Genomic DNA, 20,725 nt, shown 5'->3' on the forward strand with positions numbered 1-20,725 from the left:
AAGATGTGCACGGGGCGTCCCTCCGCGGCACGCGACGTGTTCGCATCACGCGCAGCCTTCGTCTTGCGGAACTGAGCGTCGCATCGTTTGAGAGACGAGGCGGACATGCGTATCTCGCGAGGTGGCGGCGACCGGCTATCGGCCGGGCCGTGGGTTCGTGTGTGCACAGTGGCGGCGCTGCTCACTGTTGCGTGGGGGTTTGCTTCATGTGGCGGCGGCTCGGGCGGATCGCCGGGAGCGGCGTCTACATCGTCGGGCGGAGGGGCGAGCGGTGGTGGCTCGGGTGCGGGCAGCAGCGGCTCAGGCTCAGGCGCGGGGAGCGGCGCGGGCGGGGCTGCACCCGCCGGACCCGTATTCGCCACCGACGTGCTGATGCACCACAACGACCTTGCGCGCACCGGCCAGATGCTTGCCGAAACCACGCTGACGCCCGCCAACGTCAACCCATCGAGCTTCGGCAAAGTCGCGTTCCTTGCGGCGGACGGCAAGGTGGATGCCCAGCCGCTCTTTGCGACAGCGTTGTCGATTGGCGGCGCGCCGCACGACGTAGTCTACGTCGCGACCGAACACAATAGCGTCTATGCGTACGACGCCACCAGCTTCGCGCAGTTGTGGCACGCGACGCTAAACGGCAGCGGCGAAACGCCCAGCGACGACCGCGGATGCCCGGACATCACGCCCGAGATTGGCGTGACGTCGACGCCGGTGATCGACCGCTCGCGCGGCCCCAACGGCGCGCTATACGCGGTCTCGATGACGAAAGACAGCGGCGGCGCCTACCATCACCGCCTGCACGCACTCGACCTTGCGACGGGCGCCGAACTGTTCGGCGGTCCCACCGAGATTGCGGCGACTTATCCGGGCGGCGGCGCGGGGAGCGTCAACGGCGTCATTACGTTCAACGCGTCGTTGCACACGGAGCGGGCGGCATTGACGCTCGTTGGCGGCAACATCTATATGGGCTGGACGGCGCACTGCATGTCCGGCGCTTACACCGGCTGGCTCATGGCGTACAACGCCGGCACACTCAAGCAGACCAGCGCGCTCAACATCACGCCGAACGGCAGCCAGGGCTCGATCTGGATGGCCGGCTCCGGCATGGCTTCCGACGGCTCGTCCATCTATGTCGTCGACGGCAACGGCACGTTCGGCACGACGCTCAATGCACAGGGCTTCCCGGTCGACGGCAACTTCGGCAACTCGCTGATGAAACTGTCGGCTGGCCAACTGCAAGTCACCGACTATTTCGCGATGTCCAACGTAGTCGAAGAGGCCAATACGGACAACGACTTCGGTTCTGGAGGCGTGATGTTGCTGCCGGACCAGACGACCGCGGCCGGCGTGGTCAAGCATCTTGCTGTGGCGGCCGGCAAAGACAACCACATCTATGTGGTCGACCGCGATTCAATGGGCAAATTCAGCCCAGCGGCCAATAACATCTGGCAAGAACTCATCGGCACGCTTGCTGGCGGCATCTGGGGTTCGCCGGCTTATTACAAGGGCGTCGTGTACTACGGAGGGCTAAACGACAACCTCAAAGCGTTGCCGATCGCTGGCGCGTTCCTCGCAACGACGGCTTCATCTCGAAGCCCGACGACCTTTGCCTATCCGGGCGCAACGCCGGCGATTTCCGCCAATGGCGCGAGCAACGGCATTGTCTGGGCCGCGGAGAACGGCTCGACTGGCGCCCTGCATGCCTACGACGCGAGCAATCTTGCCAACGAGCTGTACAACAGCAACCAGGTGGGCACGCGCGATCAATGGGGCGCGGGCAACAAGTTCATCACGCCGATGATCGCGCGCGGCAAGGTTTATGTCGGCGCGACCAACGGTGTTGCGGTGTTCGGCTTGCGGTGACACTTGGCTTTGGCCGCTGCCGGGTGCGGAGCAAGGCGCGAACTATTCGGTGTGGTTCGGTGTCGTTCGGTGTCACTCGGTGTCGTTGCCTCCCGTTGTCTTGCGCGGCCGGCGGTTGCGCGACGACGCGGTTTTACGCGCGGCTTTCCTGGCGGGCGCGGGTGTTTCCTCTGCGGTCGGTGAAGGTTCGGTTGCTGGCGATGCGGTGTCTGGAGTGTGCGCGGTGTTCGCCGTGTTCGCCGTGTTCGTGTTGCTTGCCGTGTCGTCCGATCGTGCTGCGGTCTTCCGCGTTTTCTTCGCGGCCGTTTTACGCGGCTCGCGTTGCTTGCGACGCTTGGGCTGCGTTTCGTCGGTCTGGTGCAAGTCGGCATTTTCGGCCGCGCCCGCCTGATCAGAAACATCGCCCGGTTCGTTCGTGAGCGCTTGCGGCAGCTCGGACGTCGCGCGCTTGTTTTCCGCTTCAGGGGCATACATCGCATCGCCTTCAGCCTGGCTCAGGTTGGCTCCGTTTTCTTCGCGTCTGGTGCGTCGGGTGTTGGCGGCTTGCGGCGTCCTTCGTGGCGCCGTTTGGTGGCCGGCTTCCTCTGCGCTTCCCTGTGCCGTCTCGTGCGTGGCTTCGCGGGCGGCTTGCTGGCTTGCGCCTCGCTTCCGATCTCCACGACCCCGACGACGAGACTCGTGTTTGGCGCCTTTTTCCGCTTGCGCCGCGCCAACCGTCTGCGACTCGTCAAGTTGTTCCGCTACCTCTGCGGTGTCGACAGTTTCGCTTCCACGCGCCGCTGCATGCTCGCCCGCCGGTTCGCCCGCGCTTTCTCCGACACCTTCCCCCGCAGCGCCCGAAACCGTGCTCCGATATACGTAAGCCCCTGATTTTTCGTCGCGGCCGAATTCCAGCAGCCCGCGCGCGTGCGCCTCTTCGAGCAGATTGCCGAACGCGCGAAAGCCATAATAGGTTTCGTTGAAATCCGGCTTGCGCCGCTTGATCGCGTTCTTCAATACGGACGCCCAGATTTTCCCGCTGTCGCCCCGCTCGGATGCAAGCGCGTCGAACGTTTGCACCGCAATCTCCACCGCCTTGGTGCGGCGCTTTTCCAGATCTTCCTTGTTGCGGCTTTTCTCTTCGTCCTGCGATACCTTGGCTGTCGGCTGAGCGCTCTTCTGCTGGCGCAAGGACTCCCGTTTGGCGACGGTGCGCTGACTTTCGCGTACCAGGTCGTCGTAAAAAAAGAACTCGTCGCAGTTCGCGATCAGCAGATCAGACGTGGACTGCTGGACGCCGACACCGATCACCTGCTTCGCGTTCTCACGCAATTTCGACACGAGCGGTGAAAAGTCCGAGTCGCCGCTGATGATCACAAACGTATTGACGTGCGACTTCGTGTAGCAGAGGTCGAGCGCGTCCACGACGAGCCGGATGTCCGCCGAATTCTTGCCCGATTGACGCACGTGCGGAATCTCGATCAGCTCGAAATTGGCTTCGTGCATCGCACCTTTGAAGCTCTTGTAGCGATCCCAGTCGCAATACGCCTTTTTCACGACAATGCTGCCCTTGAGCAGCAGACGTTCGAGCACCAGCTTGATATCGAACTTGTCGTACTTCGCGTCCCGCACGCCCAGCGCGACGTTTTCGAAGTCGCAGAATAGCGCCATGCTGACGGTTTCGTTGGATGACGCCATGTAAATCTCCATTGAAGCGCTCGTCGGAGTCGACGAATCGCGACCATGATAGCGATTCCAGCCAACGTGATCAGCTTTTGTCGGGCAGACCAGTGCAAGCGCGGGCAGTTGAACCCGGCACAGTTCAACCGCGCTGCGCTATACGTCATGGTGTCTGTCCGACGCCACCGAAGACGAGTTCAGCGCCGCCCGCGTTTCCAGCACTTCGTCCACGAGGCCATAGGTCTTTGCCGCGGACGCGGACATGAAATTGTCCCGGTCTGTGTCGCGCGCGACTTCCTCGATGCTGCGCCCCGTGCGTTCGGCCATCATTGCATTGAGACGTTCGCGCAGATAGAGCACTTCCTTAGCTTGAATGTCTATGTCCGCTGCCGTGCCCTGGCTGCCGCCCGAAGGCTGGTGAATCATGATGCGCGCGTTGGGCAACGCGTACCGCTTGCCGCGTTGGCCCGCGCACAGCAGGAATGTGCCCATGCTCGCAGCAAAACCTGTGCATAAAGTGGATACCTCCGGCTTGATGAACTGCATGGTGTCGTAAATCGCGAGCCCGTCGTACACCGAGCCGCCGGGCGAATTGATATAAAACGAAATGTCCTTGTCCGGGTTCTCCGACTCCAGAAACAGTAATTGCGCCACAATGAGACTGGCCGATTGCTCGTTCACGGGTCCGACCAGAAACACGATGCGCTCGCGCAGCAGACGCGAGTAGATGTCGTACGCGCGCTCGCCGCGGCCGGACTGCTCGATCACGGTTGGCACGAGGCCAAGGCCGGTAACAGGTGGATAGCTCGATTGCATATTTGCCTCGTCAAAAGTGGGCTGCTGTCCCTATGACGACCCGGCCGTCGGCGGCGTGACATAAATTTTTTTTCGCGCGCCTGTCACGCGGCGGCTCGCCCAATCGTCAAGCTGCAATGGATGTCTTTGCGGCGCGCGGTCGAGGAATCTGGCAGGCGGCGCACGCGCTTTTACCACGCACGATCTGGAGGTCTACGCATGAAAGAACACGAAATCGACAAGGCATCCAGCTTCGGGGCGGTGCGGGCCCGCCTGCTCGCGTTGGCGTACCGCATGCTCGGCAGCCGTGCGGAGGCGGAAGACATCGTGCAAGACGTCTGGCTGAAGTGGCATCTCGCTGATACGCATGAGGTGCAGACGCCGGCCGCGTGGCTCACCACGCTCACCACGCGCACGGCGATCGACCGTCTGAGAAATGTGCAGCGCGAGCGCGAGTCTCAGGCCACCGGCTGGCTGCCGGAGCCGTGGCTCGACGAATTCGCGCCATCGGCTGAAGAACTCGCGCTGCGTGCGGCGGAAATGTCCTATGGCGTGATGCTTTTGCTCGAGCGCCTCAAACCCGACGAGCGCGCCGCGTTTGTGCTGCATGAAGCGTTCGATTGCGACTACGCGGAGATCGGCAGGATTCTTGAACGTAGCGCGGCCAGTTGCCGGCAGATCGTGCATCGGGCGAGGGCGCGCCTGCAGCGCGCGGGCGCACCGTTGCATCGGGCCGATCCGGAGAGTCACGCGCGGATTGTCGAGCGCTTGCGCAACGCACTTGAGGCGCAGGACAGGACTAGCCTGCTCGAGCTGTTTAGCGATGCGCCGCATGTCGTCAGCGACGAGCCGGTGTGCGGCCCGCCGCTGAATGTGCCGGGCGACTCACCGGCCGTTGTGCGTGCCGCTGCCTCGACAAACTGCTATGCACACGCCGATGCACGCGCGCTTGGTGTGCCGCCGAAGGCGTTCGCCCAGGCACGCACCGGCGCGTCAGACCGCGCATTGGGTGACTGGATGGAGAAGGTGACGTCGCTTGCACGTCAGGCGAGCCACGTGGAACTGGTATCGGTGGAGGGGGCGTTGTCTATCGCGCTGCTTATCGAAGGCGACGTCGTTGCGTTGATCGACATCGCCACGGAGGGCTCTGGCAGCGGCGCGGCGACAGGCATGAAAAACGGGACGACCGGCGGCTTCGACACTGGCTTCGAGAGCGACCTTACAACCGGGCTCGCAACCGGGTTCACCACCGGCGAGGCGCACGGTCATAGGTGGGCCCACGGTCCGCTCAACGGCGCTGCAAGAATCGTTTCGTTGCACGCAGTGACGAGCGCATCGCGATTGCAGGCCGCCAATCGTGTGCTGGGCCGCACTGCGGTCACCGAATTGCTGGCGCGCATTCAGCAGCGCTCGGTCGACTCCGTGGACTCTGTCGACTCAGTTGCGATGGGCCGCGACTTCCCAGTTGATGTCTACGCATAGCACTTGCGTGCCGCCGGGCGTATGCGCGGCGATCGAAGCGGTCACGCACAAATGCGCCTCATTGATCGACAGATAAGGAGGAGTGAGATGCACGCGCCCAGGCGTACGCATCGCCTGAATGAAGTAAGGCCGGCGCTCCCAGCTTGCACCTTCGGAATGCAATAGCGGACGGAAGCGTTTCGCGCGTTGCGACGCGCGGCCAGGAGGCAGCACGTTGTCGCCGATTTGCCGTCCGGAGCCATCCAGAATGAAGCAGCGTGCTGTCTCGCCGAGCTTAAGCAGCGCGGCCGTCGCGTCAGCGGCTGGCTGCCCGGCAACCAGCTGTGCGGCTGCGGTTTCGAGCGCGCTGACGTACGGTGCGAGCCGCGTCGCCTGCGCGCGTTCACGCGTGGCAACACGCTCGCGCAGCGCGGCGGAGAGCGAGTCCATCAAGCCGGCAGCGGCTTGCGGCTTGACCGGTTCGACGCTCGGCCCAGCGAAGAATGCGCCCTGGACGAAATCGACGTTGCATTCGAGTGCGATCAGCGCATCGCGCTCTGTGGTCAGGCCGCCCATCAGGACCAATTGGCCGGATTCATGCAGCAGGGAGACGAGACCGGGCAGCACGCGTTCAATGTGCGAGTGCTCGCTTGCCTGCGCAAGAATGCAGCGGTCGAGCGTGACGATATCGGGGCGCAGATTCCACACGCGGTCGATGTTCGAGTGCTTGGCGCCGAAGCCATCGAGCGCGATGAGGAAGCCCGACTTGCGCAACGCGTCGATGATCTCGGCGAAACGCGTCGTTTCTCCGCCCGCTTGCTCGGAGACCTCGAGCACTACGCGCTGCGGCGGCAAGCCCAACGCCTTGAGCCCGGCGAGCAGCGCGTCGCCGTAGCTCGTGTCCATCAGCGCGGCCGGATGGAGACTCAGAAAGAGCCATTCGTCATGACTGTCGAATGCATTGAAGTTGCCAAGGTGGAGCGACTCGGCCAGCCGGCCGAGTTCCAGCAAGTCGCCGCGGCGCGCGGCCTGCGTGAACACCTCGTGCGAGGGGACTTGCCGCGCATGCTCGTCGTGCGCGCGCAGCGAGGCGTGATAGCCGATCGCGCGCCGGTGCGACACGGAGAAAACCGGCTGAAATACGCTGAAAACGGTGTAGCCGCCGTAGAGAACGGTGCGCCGGGAGCCCTCGTCGCCGGCCATCGGGCGGGGAGGCTGAAAACCGGGAGGATCGAGTTCGATCATGCTCATCATGTCAGTCGTGTGGGTGGCGGCCGGATTAGGGGCTCAATGCGGAAGCTGCACGCGCAATGCGTAAGTTTACAGGATAGGCGAGCAAGATCTATGCGCATACGAAAGGCTGGCGGGGTGCGCAGTTGGCGCGCGAGCTGCCGAGTGTCGGTCAACGACGCGGGCACCGGCATGATGTATCGCACTTCGCTGGTGCGGGCTGCGCCCCGTTGCGGGTCGAAGTTGGTGGTGCTCATGTTGGGCCTGAATGTGAGCAAGCGACCATCTGCGGCGTGGCATCGGTTGAGCCGCCGCTCGGACGGTGCGGCGCTATGACGGCTTCGCGTAGGCGGCTAGCCCTCAGCCCTGAGACCTCACACATCAACCTTCAACCTTCAACCTTTAACCACGAACCACGAACCACGAACCCCCAGCCACGAACCCCCAGCCACCAGCCACCAGCCACCAGCCACCAGCCACCAGCCACCAGCCACCAGCCACCAGCCACCAGCCTTCACCCCTCAGCGGCTAGCCTCCACCGTTCCACCTCCAGCCCCCAAGTCATCGAGCCGCCGAGCCATCAAGCCATCAAGCCATCGAGCCATCGAGCCGCCGAGCCGCCGAGCCATCGAGCCATCAAGCCATCAAGCCATCAAGCCATCAAGCCACTTCCGCCCGCATTCCAAGCGCAACCTTCCCACCAGCAAACCCCCACCAACCCCACCCCTCACGTCCGCTCAGAAGGATCAGTTTTCCTGGCCGGCGTCCGGATATCCGGCGACAACTGCGCGAAGATCCACGCCGAACCCGCGGTGATAATCCCCACGCAAAGGAACGTCGCATGAAACGCGGGCAGAGAGTTGGCAGCCGTCACGCGCGGCAAGAGCCCGGTGAAGGTCGCCAGCAGCGCGCCGGCCACGGTGACGCCGAGGCTCATCGACAGCATCTGGACCAGTGAGAACAAACTGTTGCCGCTGCTTGCGCCGCCGGTGCCGAGATCCTTGAGCGTCAGCGTGTTCATCGCGGTGAATTGCATCGAGTTGACGCCGCCAAACAACGCCAGTTGCACGAGCCTCAGCCACAGCGGCTGTCCCGCGTTGGTCAGCGAGAAGCTGGCCATCGTCAGGCCGACGAGAACCGTGTTGACGATCAACACGCGACGATAGCTGTACCTGACGATCAGCTTCGTCACGAGCCGCTTCGACGCCATGCCGGCAGCAGCAACGGGCAGCATCATCATGCCGGCTTCGAATGCGCTGTAGCCGAGACTCACTTGCAGCAGCAGCGGAATCAGATAAGGCATCGCGCCGCTTCCGATCCGCGCGAACAGATTGCCGAGCAGTCCGACACTGAACGTGTGAATCTTGAACAGGTCGAGCGGAAAAATCGGCGCGGGCTCGCGCACCGCGTGCAAGCCATAGGCGACGAAGCAGGCCAGGCCCAGAATCAACAGCACCAGCACCGTTGCGTGTTGAATGCCGAATTCGGTGCGGCCATCGAGTGCAAAAGAAATCGCCACCATGCCGACGACCAGCAGCAAGTAGCCCTTGACGTCGAACCTGCCGACCTCTTCGTTGCGGCTGTCGGGCATGAAGATGAAAGTGGCGATGCATCCGGCGATGCCCACCGGCACGTTGATCAAAAAGATCCAGTGCCACGACGCGATCTTGACGAGCCAGCCGCCCAGCGTCGGGCCGATCAATGGGCCAATCAGTCCGGGAATCGCGACGAACGACAGCGCCGGCAGATAGCGCTCTGCCGGAAAAGTCCGCAGCACGGCGAGCCGTCCGACCGGCAGCAACATCGCGCCGCCCACGCCTTGCACGATCCGGAAGATCACCAACTGGTTCAGCGTGTGAGCGTTCGCGCACAGCAACGAGCCGACCGCGAAAACCAGAATCGCGCTGAAGAACACGCGTCGCGTGCCTAGTTTGTCGGCGAGCCAGCCGGAGACCGGGATCATCACGGCCATCGTCAGCGAATAGGCGATCACGACGGACTGCATGCGCAACGGCAATTCGCCGAGGCTCGTCGCCATCGCCGGGAGGGCGGTGTTGACGATCGTCGAGTCGAGCGTCTGCATGAAAAAGCCGGTGGCGACGAGCCACAGCATGACCGTCAGCGAGCGGGCGGAAGGCGCGCTGGGCGCGACGGTCGAGGGAACGGGCTGGGTCGGCGGCGTGGACATGAAGTAGCGGCTTGGCGCTCAGAACGGGCAGGAACTCGCTATTCTAGGGAAAAGCCGCGGACGACACAGCGAGGGGTCGGGCCGCAGCACCGCGCGAGACGAGCGTGTTCGCATCTGCTGCGCGGTATCGTTTGGAGAATGCACCGACGCAGCACGGCCGCGGTGCGGAGCCAGGCTCAGACATCCAGCGCGCAAGTCCCAGTCACTCACTTCAACTTCGCCGCCGCCCGAAAAAACGCCTGCGCACGCGGCTCGTTACCGAACGCCGCGTGAATTCGAATCCACGGACTCGGCTCCATACCCGGCCTGAAGTAACTGCCCGGCGCAACCGTCACGCCCAGCGGCGCGCCGCATTCCACCAGCCGCTCGGCATTGTCCACGTGCGGCACGCGCGCCCACAAAAATTTTCCGCCGACGGGCTTCTCGAACACTTCCCAGCCCTCATCCTCGAGTGTCTGGATTGTCGAGCCGAGCGCGTCACGCATACGGCGGCGCAGTCGTTCGAGATACTTACGATATGCGCCGCGCTCGAGCAGCGACGCCGTCACTGTTTCCGCGAAAAGCGAGCCGCCGATGCTCGTCAGCATCTTGATGTCGACGAGATCCTTGATGATCGCGTGACTCGCGACCACGCAGCCGATGCGCAACGACGACGACGCGTCTTCGACAGTCCGCCGATGTAGATCACATGTTCGAGCTGATCGAGTGTGGCGAGGCGGTCGGTGACGTCGGTCTGAAAGTCGGCGTAGATATCGTCTTCGATGATCGTAAAGCCGTGCTCGCGTGCCAGTTGCAGCAGCCGGAACGCGACCGGCGGCGCGACCGTGGTCCCGGTCGGATTGTGAAACACGGTATTGATGAAGAACAGCTTGGGCCGGTGCTGCTTCAACTGCGCCTGCATGACGTCGAGATCCGGCCCGCTGCGCGTGCGTGGAATGCCGACGAGCCGCACGCCGTGCAGCTTCAGCAGGCCGTAGAGATTGTAGTAGCCGGGGTCTTCGACGAAGATCGTGTCGCCCGCCTTCAGCATGTAGCGCATCAGCAGATCGAACGCCTGACTCGCGCCGTTCGTGATCAGGATCTGCGACGTGTCAGCACGAATCCCGAGTTGCGCGATTCGCGCCTGCAAATGTTCGCGCAAGCTGAGGTTGCCGAGCGGCGTCGCGTAATCGACCATGCTCGCGGGATCGGTGCGCAGCACGTGCCGTATCGCCTGCGCGATGCTGTCCGTATCGCGCCACGGCTCGGGGATAAAGCCGCTGCCGAGCTTCAGCGTTTCGCCGGGATGGTTGAACTGCTGCAGCAGATGGTCGGATTCTTCTTCGGCGCGGCGCGGGTCCGAGGTGCCGTCGCATTGCGCGCCGCCGGGCGGCCGGTCCGCCACATAGAAGCCGGAACCGTGGCGCGAGTCGATGTAACCGAGCGATACCAGCCGGTCGTATGCCTCGATGACCGGAAAGCGGCTCACGCCGTAGTCGGCGGCGAACTGGCGGATCGACGGCAATTTCGAGCCCGGATGCGCGGTCCGTGAGCGAATCCAGGTGCTGACGCCCGCGACGATCTGCTCCGTCAGCGGTACGCCATTGTCTCTATCAAGCTGAATCTCAAGTCGCATGTGCTTTCCTTCCCGGACGGGACGTGCGGTGCGGTTCAGGAGCTCACACACGCCAACTGTTCGGTTTTTCGACTGCACAGTTCCGATGAAACTGTTCGGAACTGTGCATGGGTATCCGATGATCGCACGACAATAATCGATACAACACAAAAGCCCTCTGAAGGAGAACGGCCATGCGTGAAGTGCGGATTTTCGAACTGGAACATGACGAGCCGGTGGCCGCGTGGCGCGTCGCGCGCCCGTCCACTTTCAAGGTGATCTCGGGTGAAATCTGGCTAACGGTCGAAGGCGACCGCGACGACTATTGGCTCGCCACTGGCGAATCGATCGATCTGCCGCGCGGGGCCGTCGCGTGGATCAGCGCGGGAGAGGCGGGTGCGCGCTTCGCGCTCGCCAGCGGCTCGGAGCGTAGTGCGGAACGCGGCCCGGCGAGGCCGACGCGCGGTGCGGCGGTGCCGAGCTGGCTGCCGCGTTGGCTCGGCGCTATGTGAAGGAGCGGAGGGGAGCGTTTTGCGCGACAGTCGTTGCGTGAAGAGAGAAGGAGCCCGCCGGGCCGGCGCGTAGGTGCCCCGCCCGACGACAAGAAACGCTCAACTCTCCCCTACATACCTCGCCCGCGGCCGGATCAAGCCGCCGTCGCGCGCCTGTTCCATCGCATGCGCGATCCACCCGACGACACGCCCCACCGCAAACAACGTGAAAGCGGCGCCCACGGGCAAGCCAAGCACCCGCTCGATAGCCGCGAGCGCAAAGTCGACGGTCGGCTCAGCGCCTGTCGTATCGCGGACCGCCCGCGCCAGCGCCTGCACCTCGCCGAGCGGCGAGCGCGCCGGCGCGCACTCCCGTAACAATTCCAGCAGGAGCCGCGCGCGCGGATCGCCTTGCGGATACAGCGGATGGCCGAAGCCGGACAGCACCGGCCCCTGCGCGCCGTGCTCATCGCGCGATAGACGAGTGGCCAGGTAACGATCGAGATCGGCGGCGCGCGACGCTTCTTCGAACAACGCCGCGATGCGCATGGTCTCGCCGCCGTGACGCGGGCCGGCCAGCGCGGCGAGACCGCCCGCCACCGCGCCGAACAGATGCGTGCCCGTCGACGTAATGCAGCGAACCGTGAACGTCGACGCATTCAGCTCATGGTCCGCGCACGCGACCAGCGCGGCGCGCAGCAGCGCCGCCTGCTGCCGGTTGCGGACCTGCCACGCGGACGCCAACTGTCGATGCAGCGGCGCATTCGAAGGCGCGGCCGAGATCATCGCGGCGGCCAGCAGCCGCATCACGGCGCACGCGTTGTCCAATTGCGCATCGCGCCCGAGCGCCCAGACCCGCGGCATTTGCGCGGCCGCCGCGGGCAGCAGCACGAGCGCGCGATCGAGCGGCGTGCTGTCGCCCCACAGCTTCAGCCACGCGGCCCATTGAGCGGCGCCGAGCGGGACGGGCGGCGCATCGGCGATACGCGCCGCGCTGCACTCCCACAGCAACGCCGCAATATCTTCGAGCGATTCGGTGCGCGCGAGCTCCATCGCATCGCGTCCGCGATACAGCAGGCGACCGTCGGCGACGAGCGTAATCGACGATTCCAGCACCGGTACGCCCCAATCCAGCACTTTCTGCGCGACCTTGCCCGCGCGCTTGCCGTCTTCCTTGCGCCGCGCGAGCCGCCGCACTTCGCGCGCGTCGTAGCGGCGATGCTTGCCTTGTGCATCCGGTGACGAACTCAGCAAGCCGCGGCTCACGTACGCATAAAGCGTGGTCACGCTGATGCCGAGTTCGGCGGCGGCTTCGGTGGCAGTCAAGGAATCGGGAGATGGGGACATGAGGATAGGCCGCACAACAACCAAACAAATCAATATACATTGATTATCACAATCAAGATTGATTCAAACAACCCACGCTCCTAGACTCATCCACATTCCTCGACCCGAATGTGAACGCCATGACCCCCGAACTCGCACTCGATCACATCTGGACGCTCGCAGGCTGCGAGCGAGCCGCGCTTCGCTCGGTTCACTTCACCGGCAGCGAGCCGGCCTTGCCGTCCGTGTTTCGCGTCGGCGCGCTGGCGTGCGCGACCATCGCCGCGACGGGGCTGGCGGCGGCTGAATATCATCGGTTGCGCACGGGGCGCGGGCAGCCCGTGAGCGTGGACATGCGCCGCGCGCTGGCTTCGTTTCGCAGCGAACGTTATCTGCGAATCGACGGTGGTCCGCCGCCCGCGCTGCGCGATCCTGTGACGGGTTTCTATGAGACGCGCGACGGCCGCTGGATTCAATTGCACACGAACTTCGCGCATCATCTGGCGGGCGTATTGAAAGTGCTCGGCTGCGAGAACGACCGCGCGGCGGTTGCATCGGCGATACGTGGATGGGATGGCGCCGCGCTCGACCAGACGCTCGCCGACGCCGGCCTGTGCGCCGCGTTGATTCGCACGCCGCAAGAGTGGACCGCGCTCGATCAGGCAAAGGCAATCGCGCGTCTGCCGCTCTTCGAAATCGAGCGAATCGGCGATGCCCCGCCGGAACTCGCGACGCGGCATGCGTCGCCGTCGGTGAATGCGGGCAGCCGGCCGCTGTCGGGTGTGCGCGTGCTGGACCTGTCGCGCATCATCGCCGGTCCGGTCGGTGGGCGCGCGCTCGCGCAGCATGGCGCCGAAGTGTTGATGATCAACGGCCCGCATCTGCCGAACATTGCGCCGCTCGTCATCGACAACGGCCGCGGCAAGCGCTCGGCCGTGCTCGATCTGCGCGATGCGGCAGGCCGCGAAACGCTGCGCGGCTTGACACGCGATGCCGATGTCTTTCTACAGGCGTATCGCCCCGGCGCACTGGCGGCGCGCGGATTCGGTCCCGACGATGCAGCGCGTCTGCGGCCCGGCATCGTCTACGTGTCGGTGTGCGCGTATGGATACGAAGGGCCGTGGGCGTCGCGGCGCGGGTTCGACAGCCTCGTGCAGTCCGCGAGCGGCATCGCGGCGACGGAGCAGCGCGCGGCGGCATCCGCGGAGCCGAGGCATCTGCCGTGTCAGGCGCTCGATCACGCGACCGGCTATCTCGCCGCGTTCGGCGCGATGGCCGCGTTGGCGCGGCGCGCCACCGAAGGCGGTAGCTGGCATGTGAAGGTGTCGCTCGCGCAGACGGGCCGCTGGCTGCAATCGTTCGGCGAGATTCCCGACGGCTGGCAGGCGCCTGAGCTCACGCTCGACGACGTGCGCGACTGCCTCGAAACCGTGCAGTCCGGGTTTGGCCGCGTGCAGGCCGTGCAGCCTGCCGAGCAGCTCGATGGGACGCCGGCTTTCCTCGCACTGCCACCCGCGCCGATCGGCACGCACGAGGCGAAGTGGGTTTGATGCGTTGATGCGGCCGCATCACGACGGCCGCATCGAAGAAAGCTTGCACGGCAAACCCCACGACCTACTTCCTCAACTCCGCCACAAAATCGTAGTAATCGTTACGGCAATAAGTGTCGGTCAGTTCAATAGCGCGCTGATCCGCCGTATAGCCCACACGAGTGATCAACAGCAGCGCCTCATTCGGCGCGATGCTCATTTGCTGCGCGATTTCCTCGCTCGCATTCACCGCGCGGAAATGCTGCAACGCGCGGACGATGGTCAGCCCGCGGTTCTCCAGGTACGTATAAAGCGAATCGCCGATGGCCTGCGGATCGGGAATCACCGCAGCCGGAAAGGTCGAGTTCTCGACGGCCATCACGATGCCGTCCGCGAGACGCAAGCGCCGCAGACGCGTCACCGCCGCAGCCGGCGACAGCCCGAGCTGGATCACTTCATCGCGATTGGCCGGCAGGATCTCGCGCGACAGCCACTGAGAACTCGGCGTAAAGCCCCGCCGCCGCAGCATTTCGCTGAAGCTCGACAGACGCGACAGCGGATCTTCGTAGCGCGGCGTGATGAAACTGCCGGCGCCCTGCGTGCGTCGAATCAGGCCTTGTTCGACGAGCAACGCGATGGCCTTGCGAGACGTGATTCGCGAAACGCCAAGCGCCTCCGAGAGTACACGCTCCGAAGGCAGCGCTTCGCCCGCGTTCCAGCGATTCTCGTGGATTGCGGCGCCGAGCTTGCGGGCAAGTTGCAGGTAGAGCGGTGTGTCGTTTTCCGGGTCCGGGCGCAGGTCGCGCCAGCGGTCTTCCGAGGCAGAGGTCATGGGGCTTACGCTAGAAGGGCGAGGAGCAATTCTAAGACATCGGCGCGCGACGTTATAGCGGGCTTTTGCCTGGTCATCGGTCGGATCGCGGCGCAGCCGGTAAACTCGTCGATGCGTCGTCGATGCGTCGTCGATACGGATCGAGCAGCAGCGCCGTGCGCCGGGTCTGTGTTTCGCGCCGTCGCATGGTCGGACATTCAGCCATAGTCAGTCACTTCAGGAGCCAGCATGACGAGCGACATCGCAAGCGTGAGCCTGCCCGACGGCGAGCGCATCCCGAAACTCGGGCAGGGCACATGGGAGATGGGCGAGCAGCCGGCGCGCCGCGCGGCTGAGATCGACGCGCTGCGATACGGCGTCGAGCTCGGCATGACGCTGATCGATACCGCCGAAATGTACGGCGACGGCGCAACCGAATCGCTGCTCGGCGAAGCGCTTGCAGGACTGCGCGACCAGGTGTTCCTTGTCAGCAAGGTGTATCCGCATAACGCGAGCCGGCGCGGCGTGATTGCGGCGTGCGAACGCAGCCTCAAACGTCTGAACACGGATCGGCTCGATTTGTATCTGCTGCACTGGCGCGGCTCGGTGCCGCTCGCGGAGACGGTCGCGGCCTTCGAGGCGCTGCGCGAAGCCGGCAAGATCCGCCACTGGGGCGTGAGCAACTTCGATACCGACGACATGGAAGAACTCGTGGCCACGCCCGGCGGCGAGTCGTGCGCGACGAACCAGATTCTGTATAACGTCGCGCGGCGCGGGCCGGAGTTCGACCTGCTGCCCTGGCTCGCCGCGCGCAACATGCCGGCCATGGCCTACAGTCCCGTCGATCACGCGCGTCTGCCGCGCCGCTCGCCGCTCGACGATATTGCGAGCGCGCGCGGCGTCTCGGTGTTCCAGGTGGCGCTTGCGTGGGTATTGCAGCAGCCAGGCGTGTTCGCGATTCCGAAGGCGGGCCGCGTCGAGCACGTGCGCGACAACTATCGTGCGCTCGAGTTGCGGCTCGACGCAGAGGAGCTTGCCGCCATCGACGGCTACTTCAAGCCGCCGCGCGGCAAGCGCGCGCTGGAAATGCTCTGAGCGTCGTGCTCATCGCACGGGCAGTGCGTCGTCAATTGCAACTGTGATGCATGTGCACCGAGCCCAGCACCGCGACTTCGGCGGGCGTGTGCTTGAGCGACTCGTCGTTGACCTGGCCCGCGTCCGTGACGAATTCCTCGACGATCGACGACACCGGCGCATTGCGCAGACACAGCGACACGCGCTGCGTTTCGTTGGCCGGCAAGGACGTGCGTTGACCGAGGAACAACACGCCGTACTGATAGCCGTGGATGATCCCGCGAATCGCGCCGACACACTGGCCCTGCGCGACGTTATCGTTTTTCTGCTTGCAGGTCTGCGCGAGCGAGTACGCGGAGAAGCTGGGATCGACAGGCGGCGCGGCCTGCGACAACGTGGGCGAGAGCGGCTGCGCGGCCGGCGCCGGCTTTTGCGTGCCGGTCTGCGCATGCGCAAGCGAGGCGAGACTCAAAGCGGCGGCCGCGGCAAGGCCGGCGACCGCACGCACCGCGTAGCGGGGGACGTTTCGTTGCATGTTGTGATGCCCTCATATCGAACGTTGAATTGATATGAGGCAATTGCGGCGCTTTGGTTCCAGGCACGCGCGGCTGGCGCATCTATTGCGATGGGTCGCGTCCGGCGTTTTGCGTTAGACAGTTGGCGCGTCGTCGGGAATGTCGTTGACCTCGTCGCGCGGGGCGGCTTGCAGCATGCGCAATTGATCGACGGGAATATGGCAGCGGATCAGGTGCTTGCCTTCGGTAGTTTCCGTGCCGCCGCTTGCGTCCGCAAACGGCGGGTCCTGCTGCTCGCAGATCGCGCCCAGCTTGCGCGGGCAGCGCGTATGAAACACACAACCCGACGGCGGCGATGCGGCGCTCGGCAAATCGCCTGAAAGCCGAATGCGGGTTTTACGCGCGTGGGCATCGAGTGTCGGTACCGACGACAGCAGCGCTTCCGTATAAGGATGCTGCGGTCCGTCGAACACCGCGGCAGCCGGCCCGATTTCGAGCAGCCTGCCGAGATACAACACGGCGATACGATCGGACAGATAGCGCACGACATGCAGATCGTGAGAAATGAACACGTAGCTGACGCCGCGCTCACGCTGCAAGTCGGCGAGCAGATTGAGAATCGCGGCCTGCACGGAGACGTCGAGCGCGGAAGTCGGCTCGTCACACACCACCACGCGCGGCTCGCCCGCGAATGCGCGCGCAATCGCGACGCGCTGCTTGAGTCCGCCGGAAAGCTGGCGCGTGCGCGAGCCGAGATAGCGCTCCGGCAAACGCACGGCGGCGGTCAGCGTGGCAAGCCGTTCGTCGATGGCGGCGCCGCGCAGCTCGCCAAGACGCGACAACGCGCGGCCTATCAGCCGCTTGACCGAATGCGCGCGATTCAACGCCGAGTCGGGATTCTGGAACACGATCTGCAGCGACTTGACCTGCTCGTCGTTGCGTCGCGTGACGCGCGCGGCGAGCGGCGCGCCGTCGAGTTCGAGCACGCTGCCGGCGTCGGGCGTGAGCAGGCCGAGCATCAGCTTCGCAAGCGTCGTCTTGCCGCTGCCCGATTCGCCGACGAGGCCGAGCGTCTCGCCGGCTGCGAGATCGAGCGATACGTTGTCGACCGCGCGCAACCCGCCGCCCGATACATGGAAAGTCTTCGACAGATTTTCGGCCCGCAGCACGAGCGCACGCGGCTCGTTGCCGCTCATCGCGCGATGGTCCGCGGGCAACGCTTGCGCGCTTGCGCGCGGCAACTCGATCGCGCGCTCGTGATAATGGCAACGCGACATCTGATCGCCATGCGCTGCGCTCACGCGATACGGCGGCGGCGCTTCGCGGCGGCAGCGGTCGTCGGCGAGACGGCAACGCTCGGCATAGATGCAGCCTTGCGTGACCGACCCCGGCGACGGCAAGCCGCCCGCAATCGTATCGAGCCGCTCGCTGTCCTTGCTGCGCCCCGCCGTGGGCAGGCAGCGCAACAAGCCCACCGTGTACGGATGACGCGGCCGCGTGAAGACATCTTCGGTCGCGCCTTCCTCGACCAGCTTGCCCGCGTAAAGCACGCCGACGCGCTCACACATGCGTCCGATCACGGCGAGGTTATGGCTGATGAACAGCACGGCCGTGCCCAGCTCCGCGCGCAGTTGCGCGACGAGGTCGAGCACTTCGGCTTCGACCGTGGCGTCGAGCCCCGTGGTCGGTTCGTCGAGAATCAGCAGCGCCGGGTTGGAAGCGAGCGCCATCGCGATCACCACGCGCTGCTGCATGCCGCCCGACAATTGATGAGGATAGCTGGCCATCACCCGCTCGGGCGACGCAATGCGCACCCGTTGCAACATCTCGAGCGAGCGCTGCAATGCTTCTTCGCGCGCGAGACCGGCGGCTTCGAATGCTTCGGACACTTGCCGCGCAACCGTGAGCGACGGATTCAACGCGCGGCCGGGGTCCTGATAGACCATCGAAATCGTATTGGCGCGCAGCGCCCGCAATGCATCGGCGTCGAGCTTGTTCACCTCCGCGCCCGCGATCGCGATCTTGCCCGCCTTCACTTTGCCGTTGCGCGGCAGATAGCGCAGCGCCGCCATCGCGACGGTCGACTTGCCGCAGCCCGATTCGCCGACGAGCCCATACGCCTCGCCGCGCCGCACGCGAAACGACACGTCTTGCAGCACTTCGCGATCGCGTCCGCGCATCCGGTACGTGACCGTCAGGCCGACGACGGTCAGCGCATCCGTGCGATCGCTCTTCGAGACGTCGAAGGCGGGGAACGAGGAGGGCGGCGGTCCGTTCATCGGTCGAGTACACCTTGTACGCCGTCGGCGATCAGATTCACGCCGACCACGAGCGACGCAATCGCGGCGGCCGCGAACACGACGGTCCACCATGCGCCGCCTGCCATCAGCGTGTACGACTCGGAGAGGGCGAGGCCCCAGTCGGCGGATGGCGGCTGAATGCCGAAGCCGAGAAACGACAGCGTGGCCACCGCGAAGATCGCGTAGCCGAGCCGCACGGTCGCCTCGACGATGATGGGCGGCAGCACGTTCGGCAAGATCTCCGCGAACATGATGTACGGCGCGCGTTCGCCGCGCAGTTGGGCGGCGGCCACGTAGTCGAGATGGCGCTCGGCGAACACGGCCGCGCGCACGGTGCGCGCGGTGATCGGCGCGAACGTGATGCCGATCACGAGTATTACCGTGAAGTTCGACGCGCCCACCGCGGCAAGCGCGAGCAACGCGACGATCACGAGCGGCAGCGCGAGAATGGCGTCGATCGCGCGGCCCACCACGTTGTCGACCCAGCCGTCGAAGTAGCCGACCACGAGACCGAGCGCGGTGCCCGTCGCCGTGCCGAGCAGCGTCGCGAGCGGCGCAATCGTGAGAATGTCGCGCGCGCCGACGATCACGCGCGAGAACACGTCGCGTCCCAGTTGATCGGTGCCGAACCAGTGCGTGTGATCAGGCGGCATCAGCGAGTTGAGCGGGTCGGACGCGTAGGGATCGACGGGCACAAACCACGGCCCGGCGATCGCGCAAACAATCCACCATACGACGATGACAAGGCCGACGACGAACGTCGGCGAGCGCAGCAGCACGCGCAACGGGTCGAAGCGCGGCTCGCTGGCGGCGCGCGGCGCGGCCGGTGGAACGATCGTGCTCATTCGGCGCTCCTCACGCGCAAGCGCGGATTGAGCAGCACGTGCAACGCATCCGCGATCAGATTGGCGGCGGTGTACACCACGCCGATGGTCAGTACGCCGGCTTCGAGCATGGGGAAGTCTTTGGCCTTCGCGGCGTTGTAGATCAGCGAGCCGATGCCCGGATAGCGGAATAGCGTCTCAACCACGACGAGGCCGCCGATCATGTAGCCGAGTTGAGTCGCGGCCACGGTGATGGTCGGCAGCAGCGCATTGCGCAGCACATGCCGCCAGATCACGACATGACGCGGCAAGCCCTTCAATATCGCGGTGCGCGTGTAGTCGGCGTCGAGCGCTTCGACGGTGCCGGCGCGCGCCATCCGCGCGATGTAGCCGAAGAACACGAGCACGAGCGGCAGGATCGGCAGGATCAGGTAACGCAACTGTTCGAGCGCGCCGGCATCCGGCGGATACGACGCCTCGATGGGCAGCCAGCGCAGCCACACGCCGAACACGAGAATCAGCACGATCGACGAGACGAACTCGGGCACGACAGTCGCCGACAAGCCCGCGATGCTGATCGTGCGATCGAGCCAGCGTCCCGCGTGCATGGCGGACCACACGCCGCCCGCAATGCCGAGCGGCACGACGACGATGAACGCGAGCAAGCCGAGCTTCGCGGAATGCGCGAGCGCATCGGCGATGAACGGTCCCACCGGCTCGCGATACGCGTACGAAAGCCCCATGTCGCCGCGCAGAAAATGCGTGATCCAGTCGACGTATTGCGTCGTCAGCGGACGGTCGGCGCCGAGTTGATGATTCAGCGCGGCGACCGCGCGCGCGTCGGCGAGCGGACCGAGCACCGCGCGGCCGATGTCGCCGGGCAACAGTTGGCCGCCCGCAAACACGATCATCGACAACAGCCACAGCGTGATCAACGAGAGGCCGACGCGCGTCGCCAGAAAACGCACGACGCGCCCGGCGTTGCCGTTCGGCGCGGAAGCGGAGGGATTTGCAGTGGTCGACATAGTGAACGGCTGACCAGTCAAAGGCGGCGCGCGAGTAAAACGCTCA

The 20,725-nt window shown here is 65.0% G+C and carries 15 protein-coding genes and 1 pseudogene; 5 read left to right on the forward strand and 11 right to left on the reverse strand.

The window, feature by feature from the left end:
* Positions 1–105 precede the first annotated feature (105 nt).
* Complete coding sequence (locus BGRAMDRAFT_RS17165; protein WP_006050066.1) at positions 106–1,857, forward strand: PQQ-binding-like beta-propeller repeat protein; 1,752 nt, start codon at positions 106–108, stop codon at positions 1,855–1,857.
* Positions 1,858–1,929: 72 nt separating this feature from the next.
* On the opposite strand, the gene BGRAMDRAFT_RS17170 is transcribed toward BGRAMDRAFT_RS17165, so the two are convergent.
* Both BGRAMDRAFT_RS17170 and clpP read right to left on the reverse strand, forming a co-directional pair.
* On the reverse strand, positions 1,930–3,534 hold the full coding sequence (locus BGRAMDRAFT_RS17170; protein WP_006050067.1) for an NYN domain-containing protein: 1,605 nt from the start codon (positions 3,532–3,534) through the stop codon (positions 1,930–1,932).
* 138 nt (positions 3,535–3,672) lie between these two features.
* A complete protein-coding gene (gene clpP / locus BGRAMDRAFT_RS17175) occupies positions 3,673–4,332 on the reverse strand; it encodes an ATP-dependent Clp endopeptidase proteolytic subunit ClpP (protein WP_006050068.1) in 660 nt (219 codons plus the stop codon).
* A gap of 198 nt (positions 4,333–4,530) precedes the next feature.
* Between clpP and BGRAMDRAFT_RS17180 the strand changes: the two genes are divergently transcribed.
* Complete coding sequence (locus BGRAMDRAFT_RS17180; protein WP_006050069.1) at positions 4,531–5,793, forward strand: sigma-70 family RNA polymerase sigma factor; 1,263 nt, start codon at positions 4,531–4,533, stop codon at positions 5,791–5,793.
* On the opposite strand, the gene BGRAMDRAFT_RS17185 is transcribed toward BGRAMDRAFT_RS17180, so the two are convergent.
* From BGRAMDRAFT_RS17185 to BGRAMDRAFT_RS17195, 3 genes and pseudogenes are all read right to left on the reverse strand, one after another.
* Positions 5,749–7,023 carry an EAL domain-containing protein gene (locus tag BGRAMDRAFT_RS17185; protein ID WP_044021278.1) on the reverse strand — a complete coding sequence of 425 codons (1,275 nt, stop codon included), beginning with the start codon at positions 7,021–7,023 and terminating at the stop codon, positions 5,749–5,751. The genes BGRAMDRAFT_RS17180 and BGRAMDRAFT_RS17185 overlap by 45 nt on opposite strands.
* 706 nt (positions 7,024–7,729) lie before the next feature.
* Positions 7,730–9,115 (reverse strand): multidrug transporter subunit MdtD, encoded by a 1,386-nt coding sequence (gene mdtD, locus BGRAMDRAFT_RS17190; protein ID WP_232292290.1) that lies wholly within the window; start codon positions 9,113–9,115, stop codon positions 7,730–7,732.
* A 281-nt stretch (positions 9,116–9,396) separates the two neighbouring features.
* Positions 9,397–10,805, reverse strand: a pseudogene (locus BGRAMDRAFT_RS17195) (aminotransferase-like domain-containing protein).
* A 173-nt stretch (positions 10,806–10,978) separates the two neighbouring features.
* Here BGRAMDRAFT_RS17195 and BGRAMDRAFT_RS17200 point away from each other — a divergent pair.
* A complete protein-coding gene (locus BGRAMDRAFT_RS17200; protein ID WP_006050074.1) occupies positions 10,979–11,296 on the forward strand; it encodes a DUF2917 domain-containing protein in 318 nt (105 codons plus the stop codon).
* A 99-nt stretch (positions 11,297–11,395) separates the two neighbouring features.
* Here BGRAMDRAFT_RS17200 and BGRAMDRAFT_RS17205 read toward each other — a convergent pair whose 3' ends face one another.
* Positions 11,396–12,622, reverse strand: coding sequence for a citrate synthase family protein (locus BGRAMDRAFT_RS17205; protein ID WP_006050075.1), 1,227 nt, complete (start codon positions 12,620–12,622; stop codon positions 11,396–11,398).
* A gap of 119 nt (positions 12,623–12,741) precedes the next feature.
* Between BGRAMDRAFT_RS17205 and BGRAMDRAFT_RS17210 the strand changes: the two genes are divergently transcribed.
* Positions 12,742–14,151, forward strand: a complete 1,410-nt coding sequence (locus BGRAMDRAFT_RS17210) for a CoA transferase (RefSeq protein ID WP_006050076.1) — start codon at positions 12,742–12,744, stop codon at positions 14,149–14,151.
* Positions 14,152–14,215: 64 nt separating this feature from the next.
* Here BGRAMDRAFT_RS17210 and BGRAMDRAFT_RS17215 read toward each other — a convergent pair whose 3' ends face one another.
* Positions 14,216–14,962, reverse strand: a complete 747-nt coding sequence (locus tag BGRAMDRAFT_RS17215; protein ID WP_006050077.1) for a GntR family transcriptional regulator — start codon at positions 14,960–14,962, stop codon at positions 14,216–14,218.
* A gap of 228 nt (positions 14,963–15,190) precedes the next feature.
* On the opposite strand from BGRAMDRAFT_RS17215, the gene BGRAMDRAFT_RS17220 reads away from it, so the two are divergent.
* Positions 15,191–16,036 (forward strand): aldo/keto reductase, encoded by an 846-nt coding sequence (locus BGRAMDRAFT_RS17220; protein WP_006050078.1) that lies wholly within the window; start codon positions 15,191–15,193, stop codon positions 16,034–16,036.
* A 31-nt stretch (positions 16,037–16,067) separates the two neighbouring features.
* On the opposite strand, the gene BGRAMDRAFT_RS17225 is transcribed toward BGRAMDRAFT_RS17220, so the two are convergent.
* The 4 genes from BGRAMDRAFT_RS17225 to BGRAMDRAFT_RS17240 form a co-directional block, all read right to left on the reverse strand.
* A complete protein-coding gene (locus BGRAMDRAFT_RS17225; protein ID WP_006050079.1) occupies positions 16,068–16,550 on the reverse strand; it encodes a hypothetical protein in 483 nt (160 codons plus the stop codon).
* A 114-nt stretch (positions 16,551–16,664) separates the two neighbouring features.
* Entirely contained in the window at positions 16,665–18,809 is a 2,145-nt protein-coding gene (locus tag BGRAMDRAFT_RS17230) for an ABC transporter ATP-binding protein (protein WP_006050080.1), read from the reverse strand.
* Positions 18,806–19,675, reverse strand: a complete 870-nt coding sequence (locus BGRAMDRAFT_RS17235; protein WP_006050081.1) for an ABC transporter permease — start codon at positions 19,673–19,675, stop codon at positions 18,806–18,808. Before BGRAMDRAFT_RS17235 ends, BGRAMDRAFT_RS17230 begins: the two co-directional genes overlap by 4 nt.
* A complete protein-coding gene (locus BGRAMDRAFT_RS17240) occupies positions 19,672–20,679 on the reverse strand; it encodes an ABC transporter permease (RefSeq protein ID WP_006050082.1) in 1,008 nt (335 codons plus the stop codon). The genes BGRAMDRAFT_RS17235 and BGRAMDRAFT_RS17240 overlap by 4 nt, the downstream gene beginning before the upstream one ends.
* Between the last annotated feature and the right edge of the window lie 46 nt (positions 20,680–20,725).

This window comes from Paraburkholderia graminis C4D1M (assembly GCF_000172415.1).
GTDB lineage: Bacteria > Pseudomonadota > Gammaproteobacteria > Burkholderiales > Burkholderiaceae > Paraburkholderia > Paraburkholderia graminis.

What these genes read in the sequence shown, in the direction of transcription:
- BGRAMDRAFT_RS17235 (WP_006050081.1), bottom strand. Translation starts at nt 19,675, where the DNA reads ATGAGCACGATCGTTCCACCGGCCGCGCCGCGCGCCGCCAGCGAGCCG.
- BGRAMDRAFT_RS17185 (WP_044021278.1), bottom strand. Translation starts at nt 7,023, where the DNA reads ATGAGCATGATCGAACTCGATCCTCCCGGTTTTCAGCCTCCCCGCCCG.
- BGRAMDRAFT_RS17210 (WP_006050076.1), top strand. Translation starts at nt 12,742, where the DNA reads ATGACCCCCGAACTCGCACTCGATCACATCTGGACGCTCGCAGGCTGC.
- BGRAMDRAFT_RS17240 (WP_006050082.1), bottom strand. Translation starts at nt 20,679, where the DNA reads ATGTCGACCACTGCAAATCCCTCCGCTTCCGCGCCGAACGGCAACGCC.
- BGRAMDRAFT_RS17200 (WP_006050074.1), top strand. Translation starts at nt 10,979, where the DNA reads ATGCGTGAAGTGCGGATTTTCGAACTGGAACATGACGAGCCGGTGGCC.
- BGRAMDRAFT_RS17170 (WP_006050067.1), bottom strand. Translation starts at nt 3,534, where the DNA reads ATGGCGTCATCCAACGAAACCGTCAGCATGGCGCTATTCTGCGACTTC.
- BGRAMDRAFT_RS17215 (WP_006050077.1), bottom strand. Translation starts at nt 14,962, where the DNA reads ATGACCTCTGCCTCGGAAGACCGCTGGCGCGACCTGCGCCCGGACCCG.
- BGRAMDRAFT_RS17220 (WP_006050078.1), top strand. Translation starts at nt 15,191, where the DNA reads ATGACGAGCGACATCGCAAGCGTGAGCCTGCCCGACGGCGAGCGCATC.
- mdtD (WP_232292290.1), bottom strand. Translation starts at nt 9,115, where the DNA reads ATGCTGTGGCTCGTCGCCACCGGCTTTTTCATGCAGACGCTCGACTCG.
- BGRAMDRAFT_RS17180 (WP_006050069.1), top strand. Translation starts at nt 4,531, where the DNA reads ATGAAAGAACACGAAATCGACAAGGCATCCAGCTTCGGGGCGGTGCGG.
- BGRAMDRAFT_RS17205 (WP_006050075.1), bottom strand. Translation starts at nt 12,622, where the DNA reads ATGTCCCCATCTCCCGATTCCTTGACTGCCACCGAAGCCGCCGCCGAA.
- BGRAMDRAFT_RS17165 (WP_006050066.1), top strand. Translation starts at nt 106, where the DNA reads ATGCGTATCTCGCGAGGTGGCGGCGACCGGCTATCGGCCGGGCCGTGG.
- BGRAMDRAFT_RS17230 (WP_006050080.1), bottom strand. Translation starts at nt 18,809, where the DNA reads ATGAACGGACCGCCGCCCTCCTCGTTCCCCGCCTTCGACGTCTCGAAG.
- clpP (WP_006050068.1), bottom strand. Translation starts at nt 4,332, where the DNA reads ATGCAATCGAGCTATCCACCTGTTACCGGCCTTGGCCTCGTGCCAACC.
- BGRAMDRAFT_RS17225 (WP_006050079.1), bottom strand. Translation starts at nt 16,550, where the DNA reads ATGCAACGAAACGTCCCCCGCTACGCGGTGCGTGCGGTCGCCGGCCTT.